Origin of the sequence: Mycobacterium persicum, from assembly GCF_002086915.1 — a bacterium.
Classification (GTDB): Bacteria; Actinomycetota; Actinomycetes; order Mycobacteriales; family Mycobacteriaceae; genus Mycobacterium; species Mycobacterium persicum.
In genome coordinates this window covers 5,336,179-5,348,212 of sequence record NZ_MWQA01000001.1, presented here as the reverse complement: position 1 = coordinate 5,348,212, position 12,034 = coordinate 5,336,179, and the positions used below count along the sequence as shown (strand labels likewise).

General features: G+C 67.7%; 11 protein-coding genes and 1 pseudogene. 2 read left to right on the top strand and 10 right to left on the bottom strand.

What is annotated here, in order from left to right; all coding sequences use genetic code 11:
• Positions 1 to 424: 424 nt before the first annotated feature.
• The 8 genes from B4U45_RS24230 to B4U45_RS24195 all read right to left on the bottom strand — a co-directional run bounded on the left by B4U45_RS24230 (position 425) and on the right by B4U45_RS24195 (position 8,509).
• Positions 425 to 1,312, bottom strand: a complete 888-nt coding sequence (locus tag B4U45_RS24230) for a tyrosine recombinase XerC (RefSeq protein WP_075548624.1) — start codon at positions 1,310 to 1,312, stop codon at positions 425 to 427.
• A gap of 52 nt (positions 1,313 to 1,364) precedes the next feature.
• The gene (locus B4U45_RS24225; protein ID WP_075548625.1) at positions 1,365 to 2,537 is read right to left on the bottom strand and encodes a lactate 2-monooxygenase; all 1,173 of its coding nucleotides are present in this window, start codon (positions 2,535 to 2,537) and stop codon (positions 1,365 to 1,367) included.
• A gap of 23 nt (positions 2,538 to 2,560) precedes the next feature.
• Positions 2,561 to 3,409: a siderophore-interacting protein gene (locus B4U45_RS24220; protein ID WP_075548596.1), complete on the bottom strand. Its 849-nt coding sequence runs from the start codon at positions 3,407 to 3,409 to the stop codon at positions 2,561 to 2,563.
• Positions 3,410 to 3,442: 33 nt separating this feature from the next.
• Positions 3,443 to 4,609, bottom strand: a complete 1,167-nt coding sequence (gene dprA / locus B4U45_RS24215; protein WP_075548597.1) for a DNA-processing protein DprA — start codon at positions 4,607 to 4,609, stop codon at positions 3,443 to 3,445.
• The gene (locus B4U45_RS24210) at positions 4,606 to 6,117 is read right to left on the bottom strand and encodes a YifB family Mg chelatase-like AAA ATPase (protein ID WP_075548598.1); all 1,512 of its coding nucleotides are present in this window, start codon (positions 6,115 to 6,117) and stop codon (positions 4,606 to 4,608) included. The genes dprA and B4U45_RS24210 overlap by 4 nt, the downstream gene beginning before the upstream one ends.
• Positions 6,117 to 6,494 (bottom strand): YraN family protein, encoded by a 378-nt coding sequence (locus B4U45_RS24205; RefSeq protein WP_075548599.1) that lies wholly within the window; start codon positions 6,492 to 6,494, stop codon positions 6,117 to 6,119. The genes B4U45_RS24210 and B4U45_RS24205 overlap by 1 nt, the downstream gene beginning before the upstream one ends.
• 119 nt (positions 6,495 to 6,613) lie before the next feature.
• Positions 6,614 to 7,435, bottom strand: a complete 822-nt coding sequence (fdhD, locus tag B4U45_RS24200) for a formate dehydrogenase accessory sulfurtransferase FdhD (RefSeq protein ID WP_075548600.1) — start codon at positions 7,433 to 7,435, stop codon at positions 6,614 to 6,616.
• Between the two features lie 93 nt (positions 7,436 to 7,528).
• A complete protein-coding gene (locus B4U45_RS24195; protein WP_083154290.1) occupies positions 7,529 to 8,509 on the bottom strand; it encodes an NAD-dependent epimerase/dehydratase family protein in 981 nt (326 codons plus the stop codon).
• Positions 8,510 to 8,634: 125 nt separating this feature from the next.
• On the opposite strand from B4U45_RS24195, the gene B4U45_RS24190 reads away from it, so the two are divergent.
• Both B4U45_RS24190 and B4U45_RS24185 read left to right on the top strand, forming a co-directional pair.
• Positions 8,635 to 9,993 (top strand): WS/DGAT/MGAT family O-acyltransferase, encoded by a 1,359-nt coding sequence (locus B4U45_RS24190; protein WP_075548601.1) that lies wholly within the window; start codon positions 8,635 to 8,637, stop codon positions 9,991 to 9,993.
• Positions 9,994 to 10,119: 126 nt separating this feature from the next.
• Positions 10,120 to 10,818, top strand: a complete 699-nt coding sequence (locus B4U45_RS24185; RefSeq protein ID WP_075548602.1) for a GAF and ANTAR domain-containing protein — start codon at positions 10,120 to 10,122, stop codon at positions 10,816 to 10,818.
• 51 nt (positions 10,819 to 10,869) lie between these two features.
• On the opposite strand, the gene B4U45_RS24180 is transcribed toward B4U45_RS24185, so the two are convergent.
• Positions 10,870 to 11,175: a DUF2469 domain-containing protein gene (locus tag B4U45_RS24180; protein WP_012393608.1), complete on the bottom strand. Its 306-nt coding sequence runs from the start codon at positions 11,173 to 11,175 to the stop codon at positions 10,870 to 10,872.
• A gap of 109 nt (positions 11,176 to 11,284) precedes the next feature.
• Positions 11,285 to 12,026: pseudogene (locus tag B4U45_RS24175) on the bottom strand (ribonuclease HII); the annotation flags it as partial.
• Between the last annotated feature and the right edge of the window lie 8 nt (positions 12,027 to 12,034).

Genomic DNA, 12,034 nt, shown 5'->3' with positions numbered 1-12,034 from the left:
GGGCGACTCCGAAGGGCCAACAATCCTTCATCTCCTGCACAGCACCGCTTCGGAAAGCTCTACCTACATCGAACTCCCTTCCACGCTCGGGACACACCCGCCACTGCACACTCGATAGGGCGGCATGCCAGCCGATAACGGTGAGCACCTGAGGCCTCTCCCGAACGCCTGCCATCACGAGCGATTTGAGCCAAGGTGCGGTATCGGCATGCCGAAAACGCCGCCAAGGTGTGCCGAAAACAGAGCCAGGCATCCAAGGCTGCGCAAGAGGACATCGTTGACCAGCCGCATTCGTGGTCACCATGAATTTCCGAGTGAGGTGGGCACCTCGGACACCCCACCGGACCTAGAGGCTGTTGAGGCGGGTGTGATCAGCGTGACCTGGGACCGACATACGGACTGTCGCGCCCGCCGAGGAGCCGGGTTAGGCCCGGGGATGGGCCTGATCGTGCACCGCCCGCAGCCGGTTTACCGCGACATGGGTATACAGCTGCGTGGTGGCCAGACTGGAATGGCCCAGCAACTCCTGGACAACCCGCAGGTCGGCACCGCCTTCGAGGAGGTGTGTGGCTGCACTGTGCCGCAGCCCGTGCGGCCCGATATCAGGCGCGCCGTTCACCGCGGCGACGGTCTGGTGCACCACAGTGCGCGCCTGCCGCACGTCGAGCCGCCGTCCCCGCGCTCCCAGCAGTAGGGCCGGCCCAGACTCGGCCGTGACGAGCGCGGGACGGCCGTTGGCCAGCCAGGCTTGCAACGACTCAGCGGCGGGCCGTCCGTAGGGCACGGTGCGCTGCTTGTTGCCCTTACCGAGCACCCGCACCACCCGATGCCCGGTGTCGACGTCGTCGATGTCCAGGCCGCACAGCTCGCTCACCCGAATTCCGGTGGCATAGAGCAATTCGACGATCAACCGGTCCCGCAGGGCCAGCGGATCACCCTGCTTGGCGCCGGATTTCGCGGCCGTCATCGCCGCCAGCGCCTGATCCTGACGCAGCACGGCGGGCAACGTGCGGTGGGCTTTCGGAACCTGCAACCGGGCGGCCGGGTCGCCGGTCAACAATCCGCGCCGGAGCGCCCATGCCGTGAATGCCTTGACCGCCGAGGTGCGCCGGGCCAGCGTGGTGCGTGCGGCTCCGGCGCCGGATGCGCTGGCCAACCATGCCCGCAACAGCGGCAGGCTCAGTGATTCCAGCGCCGATCCGCGGTCGGCCAGAAAGGCGAACAGCGACCGCAGGTCGCTCAGGTATGCCCGGCGGGTGTGCGCCGACCGTCCGCATTGCAGCGCCAGGTAGTCGTCGAACTCCTCGAGGATTACGTGGTGCTTATCCGACACGCCCCCACCGTCGCAGACCCGGCGCGGCGTTTCAGTTGACGCGCCGCAGTGTGTCCGGGGTGAGATCTTTGCGCGTCGGGTAACCGTCGACGGCCATGATCAGGTCGGCTTCGGCAAGCATCATGCGCAACACGTGCACAATGCCGTCGGCTCCGCCCAGCGCCAGACCGTAGGCGTAAGGGCGGCCGACACCGACGGCAGTCGCGCCCATCGCGAGCGCCTTGATGACGTCGGCGCCGCTGCGAATCCCCGAGTCGAACAGCACCGGCAGCCCGTCGGCGGCCTCGACAACGGCCGGCAAACAGTCCAGCGCGGGCAGCCCGCCGTTGGCTTGCCGACCGCCGTGGTTGGAGCAGTAGATGCCGTCGACGCCGCCGTCCCTGGCACGCCGGGCGTCATCGGGGTGGCAGATGCCCTTGACGATCAGCGGAAGTTCGGTCAGCGAACGCAGCCAGCTGAGGTCGTCCCAGCAAAGCGGCTGCCCGAAGACCTGCGCCCAGCGCAGCACCGCACCCTGCCGGTCCTCTTCCGGCGGGCGCGGCAGGCCGGCGCGAAAAACCGGGTCGCTGGTGTAGTTGGCCAGGCAGTAACCACGCAGCTGCGGGAAATTCGCCGTGCTGAGGTCGCGCGGCCGCCAGCCGGTGACCCAGGTGTCGAGGGTGACGACGATGCCTTTGAAGCCGGCCGCTTCGGCGCGGCGTACCAAGCTGGCGGCCAACTCGCGGTCGGTCGGCGTGTACAGCTGAAAGAACCCGGGCGTATCACCGAACGCGGCAGCGACGTCTTCCATGGGGTCGACCGTGAGTGTCGATGCGACCATCGGGACGCCGGTGCGGGCCGCCGCGCGTGCGGCGGCCAAGTCGCCGTGCCCATCCTGGGCGCACAACCCGATGACCCCGATCGGCGCCATGAACAGCGGCGACGGCAAGGTCAGGCCGAACATCTCGACGGACAGGTCGCGCTTGGCGGCGCCGACGAACATCCGCGGCACCAAACCCCAGCGATCGAAGGCCTCGCGGTTAGCCCGCTGGGTACGCTCGTCGCCCGCTCCCCCGGCGACGTAGGACCACACCGACGGCGGTAGTGCCACCCCGGCCTTGGCCTCCAACTCCGCGAACACCATCGGCAGCGGCGGCACCACCCCGGCCAGGCCCTGGAAATAGATCTCGTTCTGGTAGTCACCGAAGTGGGGCCGGTATGCCATGGGATGAGAATGCCAGCCGGCGTTCATCCGCCGGCTTCGGCCTCAGCCAGTTCCTTCTTCCATTGCCGGAAGGTCTCTTCGGTACGTCCGCGCCGCCAGTAACCGGAGATCGATGACGCCCATTTGGCTTCCACGCCGCGCTCTTTGCGAATGTAGGGCCGCAAGTTGTGCATAACGGCTTGCGCCTCACCATGGATGAACACCTGTACCTGACCTGGCAGCCACTGCGCGGTGGTAACCGCCTCGATCAGTGGTGCGTGATCGCCCGCACGGTCCTCGGGAACCAGATCCGCACGACCGCCGCGGTAGACCCAGTGCACGTCGACCGACTGCGGTGAAATCAATTCGATCTCGTCGTCGGGGCCGGCCACTTCGATGAAGGCCTGGCCAATTGCTTTGGCGGGCAACGCTTCCAGCGCGGCGGCGATGGCCGGCAGCGCGGATTCGTCGCCGGCCAGCAGATGCCAGTCGGCGGCCGGATCAGGTGCGTAAGCTCCGCCCGGCCCCATCAGGTACATCGGCTGACCGGGTGCAACCGCAGCCGCCCACGGACCGGCCACCCCGTGTTCGCCGTGCACCACGATGTCGATCGCGATTTCGCGCGCCGCGGTGTCAACTCGGCGGACGGTCATGGTGCGTACCGAGGGCTGCTTGGCGGGCGGAAGACCGGCAAAGCTGTCCAGGGTCAGCGGCCGGGGCAGTTCCGCAACATCGACATCGTCGGCGACGAACACCAGCTTGACGTAGGAGTCGGTGAAATCGTTGGGAACGAATGTGTCGAAGCCGCTGCCGCCCAGCCGCACCCGGACCAGATGCGGCGCGAGTTGCCGGGTGCCAACGACATCGAAGGTGTGCAGTGGTCGACCTGCCACGTATCCTCCTGTCCAAACCCGACCCTTCGTCGACTATACGAGCCGGCCCGAGGAACCCGCCCGGGACCGATCGCCACGGACGATGCGCCACCGGCCCTCGTCGCGCCGAGCCAGCCCAGTCACCTCGAGGATCGCCAGCTGTCCCAGAACCTGCTCGGCCAGCAGCCCCGATGCGGCGGCGATCTCGTCGACAGTCGCGGCGCCGCGGCCGGGCAACGCTTCGTATACCCGCCGTTCGGCCTCGCTCAGGCCGTCGAAGAGAGTGCTGGGCCGCGGCTGTTCGGCGGCCAGCTCACCCATGTGACCGACCAGCTCGACAATGTCGTCGACTCGGGTGATCAACTCCGCGCCGTCGTGCAGCAGCACATGGCAGCCGGCCGAAGCCGACGACGTTACCGGCCCGGGGACCGCCCCCACCGCACGGCCCAACGCCCGGGCCCAGGCCGCGGTGTTGGCCGCACCGCTGCGCAGGCCCGCTTCCACCACCACCGCCGCTCCCGCGACGGCGGCCACCAGCCGGTTGCGGGTCAGAAACCGGTAGCGGGCCGGACGCGCACCGGGCGGGTATTCGGTGATCAGCAGCCCGTGCTCGCCGATGCGGTGCAACAGCGACGAATGCCCAGCCGGATACGGGACGTCGATCCCAGCGGCCAGCACGGCGACGGTGGTGCCGTCGCAATTGAGCGCCGCGCGGTGGGCCGCGCCGTCGATGCCGTACGCGCCGCCGGAGATGACGGCAACGTCACGCTCGGTTAAGCCAGCGGCCAGATCTGCCGCGATGTGCTCGCCGTAGGCAGTCGCGGCCCGGGTTCCGACGATAGCGGCGGCGCGCGACACCACCTCGTCAAGACGCGCGGGGCCCCGTGCCCACAACACCATCGGCGCTCCGCTGTACGGCTTGGCGCGCGCTGCAGAGCCACCGAACGCGGCAAAGGCGAGCACCGGCCACTCGTCGTCGTCGGGCGTGATCAGTCGTCCGCCGCGGCGCATGAGCAGTTCGAGGTCTGCTGCCGCCCGGTCGATTCCGCGCCTGGCCTGGGTGTGGCGCGCCAAGTCGCCGTCGACGTGCCCGCGCCGCACCCGATCTGCCGCCTCCAACGGGCCGACACAGCGCACCAGGGCGGCGAGTTCCGCACAGGGCGGCTCTGCCACTCGGGACAGGTAGGCCCAGGCCCCCAGCACGTCGGCCACTGCAGTCATCGCAAGACTCCCGGTTGCCGAAAGCTCAGCGCGGTGGCGACATCCTCGAGGCTCGGCGAGACTCGCCCGGCCAAGTCGGCCAAACTCCACGCGACCCGCAACGTGCGATCCACGCCGCGAATGCTCAGCAATCCACGGTCCAGGGCCTTGCGCAGCGGCTCCATCGCCGCATTGCCGGGCCGGAATTTGCGCCGCAGCAACGGTCCGCTGACCTCGGCGTTGGTGGCGAAGCCATGCGGTCGCCACCGCTGCGCGGCGGCGTCTCGAGCGGCCGCCACGCGACCGCGAACCTGCGAGGTCGGCTCCCCGTCGACGGCCGACATCGCCCCCGCCCGCACCGGATGCATCTGCACCCTCAGGTCCACCCGGTCCAGCAATGGTCCGGACAGCTTCCCCAGATAACGCCTCTTGACGGCGGCCGCGCAGATGCAGTCCGCCGGATCCGCCGGCGCACACGGGCACGGGTTGGCGGCCAGCACGAGTTGAAACCGGGCCGGGTAGCACGCCACGCCGTCGCGCCGGGCGAGGCGAATCTCGCCGTCCTCCAAGGGAGTTCGCAGTGCCTCCAGCGCGCTCACGCTGATCTCGGCGCACTCGTCCAAGAACAACACGCCGCGATGGGCCCGGCTGACCGCTCCCGGACGGGCCATCCCCGAACCCCCGCCGACCAGGGCCGCCACGCTGGAACTGTGATGCGGCGCCACGAACGGCGGCCGGGTGATCAACGGCGTGTTCCCCGACAGCAGGCCGGCCACCGAGTGGATCGCGGTGACCTCCAGCGACTCGCTGTCCGACAACGGCGGCAGCAATCCCGGAAGACGTTGCGCCAGCATGGTTTTGCCCACACCAGGCGGGCCGGTCAACATGACGTGGTGGCCGCCGGCCGCGGCCACCTCGACCGCGAACCGCGCTTGCGATTGGCCCACGACATCGGCCAGATCAGCCGACCGCTGCTCGACAATGGCTGCCGGCGCGACCCTTTCGCCCAAACCGCCTGAACCGTTCAGCCAGCTCTTCAATTGGCCCAGGCTATGGACACCCCGCACGTCGATACCATCCACCAGGCAGGCTTCAGCGAGGTTGTCCGCCGGAACAACGACGGCCGGCCAGCCGTCGCGCTTGGCGGCCAGCACGGCAGGCAGCACGCCACGCACCGCCCGGACCCGACCGTCCAACGACAACTCCCCCAACAGCACGGTCTTCTCCAGGCGGTGCCACGGATTCTTGCGCTGCGCCGACAGCACCGCGGCCGCCAGGGCCAGGTCGTAGACCGATCCCATCTTCGGCAGCGTCGCAGGCGACAGCGCGAGCGTCAGCCGCGCCTGGGGCCAGCTTTTTCCGCAATTGGTCACCGCGGCACGGACCCGGTCGCGCGACTCCTGCAGGGCCGCGTCGGGCAAACCCACCAGATGTGTACCCGGCAGTCCTGACGTGATGTCGGCTTCGATCTCCACGATTTGGCCGTCCAGCGCGCACACCGCCACCGAAAACGCACGTCCCAGCGCCATCAGCCGATCCCCTTGAGGTGGGTGAGCTCCGGTACCCGCCGCCGGCCGATCCGCACCCCGATCACATCGATGCGGACCGCGGCCCAGCGTTGGTCCTGCCCGGCCAACCACAGCCCGGCCAGCCGACGGAGTCGGCGAACCTTCGGCTGGGTCACCGCGTGCGCCAACCCGCCATAGCCGTCGCCGGTGCGGGTCTTGACCTCGACAAACACCACCGACCGGGCGCCCGGATCGCAGGCGATCACATCGAGTTCGCCGTACCGGCAGCGCCAGTTGCGATTCAAGATCCGCAACCCCAGACCGGTCAGATGGTCCACGGCCAGTTGCTCACCCAGCGCCCCAAGCTGGGCCCTCGTCAAAGTCCTCTGCGTCGTCATGCCGGTCAATCTGCATGCCACTCCCGACAGCCAAGGCACCACCGGACCCCGCGGCACCCCGGAATGGCGCAGTTATCCACAGTCGCGCGTTCATCCCCAAGAACGCCGATCACATCCAGCTAAGTGATGCGGTCGGGCCGGGTATAGACGTTCATCGAGTCCTCCCGCAGGAAGGCCACCAGCGTGATCCCGGACTCCTCGGCCAGCGAAACCGCCAGCGACGACGGCGCGGAAACCGCGGCCAACACCGGAATCCCGGCCATCAGCGCCTTCTGGGTCAGCTCGAACGATGCCCGGCCGCTGACCAGCAGCGCCGACGCCGCCAGCGGCACCCGGTCCTGTTGCGATGCCCAGCCGATGACCTTGTCGACCGCGTTGTGCCGGCCGATGTCCTCGCGCACGGCAAACATGGTGCCGTCCACGCCGAATAACGCCGCGGCGTGCAGCCCGCCGGTGCGGGCGAACACTTTTTGGGCAGCGCGAAGTCGGCCGGGCATCGCCTTCAGGGTCGCGACGGTGACGGTGGCGGGATCGTCACCCGGCGAGAACTGGCTGATCAGCCGCACCGCTTCCAGAGAAGCCTTGCCGCATACGCCGCACGACGAGGTGGTGTAGAAGTTGCGGGTGACGTCGAGGTCGGGCCGGCGCACCCCGGGTGCCAGCGTCACGTCGAGAACGTTGTAGGTGTTCACCCGATCCGCACCGCGGCCATCGCAGTACCGAACCGTCAGCACATCGGCGCGACCGGCAATCACGCCTTCGGTAAGCAAAAACCCTTGCGCCAGTTCGAAATCCGAGCCAGGCGTGCGCATGGTCACGGTCACCGGCACACCATCGACGCGAATCTCCAGCGGCTCCTCGACCACCAGGGTTTCCGGTCGGGTGCCCACTTGATCGGCGGCGAAGCGCTTAACCCGCCGGCGTGCCGTTACGCGCCTCACCGGGCCATTTCAGGTTCCGCTGACGCCGCGGCCGAGCGCGCAAACACGGCCTCAACGTACCCGATCCACGGCCGTCGCCCCCGCCAACCGGCGTCAGACGGCGGACGCCAGCGCCGCCAAGGTCTCCGCCGAGGAGTGCGTCGGGCGCCAACCGAGGTCGCGTTTGGCCTTGGTGGTGTCCATCACCACCGAGGTTCGTGCGACATGCAGCCATTCGAACAGCGAAGGGACCAACGGCAATCGCGAGATTGCCGCCGAAGCCGCCGAGGCCGCGGCGGCGGGCACCCGTACCGGGCGCCCGCCCAGCGCCTTGGCCACGTCCGTCACCGTCACCGTGCCGTCGGCCGCGATGTTGTATGCCCCCGGCGGTACCGGAGCGGTGGCAGCCAACGCAATAGCGGCCGCGACGTCGTCGTGGTGCACCAGCTGCAGCGGAAAACCGGGATCGGGCACGATCGGCTTCAACATCGGTAGCGCCTTGCTCAACGCCCGCACCGGGGCCGGCAGCTGGTTGCATGGCATCGCCTCGGCCAACGCGTGAGCCTCGGGTCCGGCGACGATGCATGGCCGCAGGACGAACACCTGCAGTGACGAGCCTTTGGTGATTTCGGCCAGTTCAGCCTCGCAGGCCGCCTTCTGCTCGGAGTAGTAGTGCTCGGGCGATCCGCGGGCGGGCGTGTCCTCGGTCAGTGGTACCGGGTTGTCGGAGTGGTAGCCATATGCGGCCACCGAGGACGTATAGACCAGCCGCCGCGGCCGTCGCGCGGCAACCGTGGCCTCGAACACGTTTCGGGTGCCCTCCAGGTTGACCCGGGCACTCTCCGCGCGTGAGCCCATGATGATGAACGCCAGGTGGACTACCACATCGGCCCGTGCGACCAACGCGTCCACCATGTCGCGATCTAGGATGTCGCCCTGCTGATAAACGGTTTTCGTCCATCCGTGCACTGCCGGGTCGAACGGCCGGCGCGCCATCCCGACAATCTTCTCCACCGCGGGTTCTCGCTCGAGCGCCGTCACCGCCGAGATGCCGATCTCTCCGGTCGGCCCGGTAACGGCGACGGTAACTCCCATGACCTCGGATTCCCCCGTGACGCCGGCGCCCAAACGCTCGACCGGTCCGGCTGATGTCCGACTAATGTGTGCCACACGCTGCGGGTGGCTATCCCGCGTGTACAGGCCTACCGCGGGAGACGGATATGAAGCTGATAACACCGACCGATTCGATGTTCCTGCTCGGCGAATCGCGCGAACATCCGATGCACGTCGGGGCCCTGCAACTCTTCCAGCCGCCCGAGCATGCTGACGAAAACTTCGTCACCGAAGCCTACGAAGCCATGCTTCAGTGCACCGATATCCAGCCGATGTTCCGCAAGCATCCGGCGTTCTTCAGCGCTGTCACCAATCTTGCGTGGACTTTCGACAAGAACGTCGAACTCGACTACCACTTTCGCCGGTCCGCGTTGCCTCGGCCGGGCCGGGTACGCGAGCTGCTGGAGCTGGCCTCGCGGCTGCACGGCAGCCTGCTCGACCGGCACCGGCCGCTGTGGGAAGCACATCTGGTGGAAGGCCTCAACGACGGCCGCTACGCGGTCTACGTCAAGTTCCACCATTCCCTGCAAGACGGTGTGTCGGCGCAGAAGTTGATGCAGCGGGCATTGACCACAGACCCCGACGACGACGAGATCCGGGTGCCGTGGACGCTGAAGCCGCGAGAACGCACCAACACCGGCCGGAAATCTTCACCGCTTAAGCTGCTCACCCAGACGGTCGGATCGGCGGCGGCCCTGGCGCCGTCGACGCTGTCATTGGCACGTGCCGGCTTGCTGGAGCAGCAACTCACGCTCCCGTTCCGGGCTCCCAAGACCATGTTCAACGTCCGGATCGGCGGCGCGCGGCGGGTCGCGGCACAGTCATGGTCGCTGGATCGAATCAAGGCGGTCAAGAACGCCGCCGACGTGACCGTCAACGACGTCGTGCTGGCCATGTCGGCCGGCGCCCTGCGCGCCTATCTGATCGACCAGCACGCACTGCCCGACACGCCGCTGATCGCCATGGTCCCGGTGAGCCTGCGAAAGGAAGGCGACGCCGAGCGCGGCGGAAACATGGTGGGCACGGTCTTGTGCAACCTCAGTACCCATGTCGAGGACCCCGCGGTGCGTCTGTACGCCATCAACCAGTCGATGCGCGACAACAAGGAAGTGTTCAGCCAGCTGCCCCGCGTCCAGCAGCTGGCATTGTCGGTTTTCCTCACCGGCGGTCTGGTCTTCGGCCTGATTCCCGGGTTCGTTGCCACCGCTCCGCCACCATTCAACATCGTCATCTCGAATGTGCCGGGTGCCGCCGAACCACTGTATTGGCGGGGCGCACAGCTGGTCGGCAATTATCCGCTGTCCATCGCCCTCGACGGTCAGGCAATGAACATCACGGTCACCAACAACGCCGGTAATCTGGACTTCGGGCTCGTCGGGTGCAGACGCAGCGTGCCACATCTGCAGCGCATGCTGGGCCACCTGGAGACATCGCTGAAAGAGTTGGAACGTGCTGTCGGAGCCTGAGCAGATAACCGCGGCCGGTAGTCTACGGCCAGCACGCCGGGGCGGGGGTCTCGGCGGCTGATGTGAGGGAGGGACGTGGCGGGCGCACCGAAGCGCAGCTCCCAGGGCTCGACATCGGGCGCGACGATGGCCGATCCGGCCACCGTCTTTTCCGCCTTGGCCGAGATCATCTATCAAGGGGCAAATCCGTCCGAAATCTACGCCGCCATCTGTGTCGCGGCGACATTGATCGTTCCCGGCTGCGACCACGCCAGCATGCTGGTCAAGACCAATGACCGCTACGTCACTGTCGGCGCCAGCGACCGGTTGGCACAGCGCATCGACGAAATCGAACGGCGCGCCGGCGACGGCCCGTGCATCGACGCGATCGAGGAAGAAACCCCGCAGATCGAAACGGACCTGACCACGCCCAGCCAGTGGCCCAAGTTCGCGGCCGCCCTGGTCGCCGATACGCCGGTGCGCGGCGCCATGGGCTTCCGGCTGCAAATCGACAAACGCAAGGCCGCCGCACTCAACCTGTTCGCCGATGCCCCCAACCGCTTCGACACCGAATCCGCCGGGCGGGCGGCGGTGCTGGCGTCGTTCGCCAGCGTGGCCGTCAACGCCATCGCCCACGGGGAAGACGCCGCCAGCCTGCGCCGGGGGCTGCTCAGCAACCGCGAAATCGGCAAGGCGGTCGGCATGCTGATGTTGCTGCACGACATGACCGAGGACCACGCGTTCGACGTGCTACGGCGCCATTCCCAGGGCCTGAATATCAAATTGGCGGACGTGGCGCGCAAGGTCATCGAGAACCGGGGCCAGCTGCCGCCCCACGATCAGTAATCCGCGGTCTCTGCCGAAGAGCCGCGCGGCCACACCGCGGTTATTCAGCGGTTATTCAGGCAGCCGCAGCTCAGGCTTCTCGACTTCCTCGATGTTGACGTCCTTGAAGGTGACCACCCGCACCTGCTTGACGAACCGAGCGGGCCGGTACATATCCCATACCCAGGCGTCGGCCAGCCGCAGCTCGAAATACACCTCGCCGTCGGCGTTACGCGGCACCATCTCCACACTGTTCGCCAGGTAAAAGCGTCGCTCCGTTTCCACGACATAGCTGAACTGGCCGACGATGTCCTTGTATTCGCGGTACAGCGAGAGCTCCATCTCGGTTTCGTACTTTTCGAGATCCTCTGCACTCATCTGCCACTCATCTGCTCAGACGTCCTTCTCCCAGCCAATATGCCTGACTTCCCGGCCCAGGGTCCCGCCGAGCCCTGAGCGCTACACGGCGCGAAACGTCGCCGCGTCGAGAACTCGCGCACCATCTTTCCTCACCGGACTTCGCCACGCTCTTCCGGAGGGTCCGGATCGCACTCGGCCACCACCCGGACGTCCGATCCGTCCGCAACCCGGCGGACGTTGACAAAGGAGTAACGATGCTCCGGGCAGGGACCCAGCCGGGCCAGCGCGAGGGTGTGCGCGGGTGTGCTGTAGCCCTTATGCTCGGCGAAACCGTATCCCGGGTACTGCGCGTCCATCGTGACCATCAATCGGTCTCTGCTGACCTTCGCCAGCACGCTGGCCGCGGCAATGCACGCGGCCGCCGCGTCGCCCCCGATCACCGGCAGCGATGGCATGGGCAACCCGGGCACTCGGAAGCCGTCGCTGAGCACGTAGCCGGGTCGCACCGCCAGCCCGGCGACCGCGCGCCGCATGCCTTCGATGTTGGCCACGTGCACACCGCGCCGGTCGACCTCGACCGACGGGATGAACACCACGTGGTAGGCCAGGGCATAGCGGCAGATCAATGGAAACAGCTTCTCCCGCGCCTTCTCGGTAAGCTTCTTCGAATCATCCAGGGCGGCAAGGCTTTCCAAGCGATTCGGGCCCAGCACGCACGCTGCCACCACCAGCGGACCGGCGCAGGCGCCGCGCCCCACCTCGTCCACCCCTGCGACCGGACCCAGCCCGCTGCGGTGCAGTGCGGATTCCAGGGTGCGCAAACCCCCAGCTTTGCGGATCACCGTCCGTGGCGGCCAGGTTCTATTCATAGTCCAGC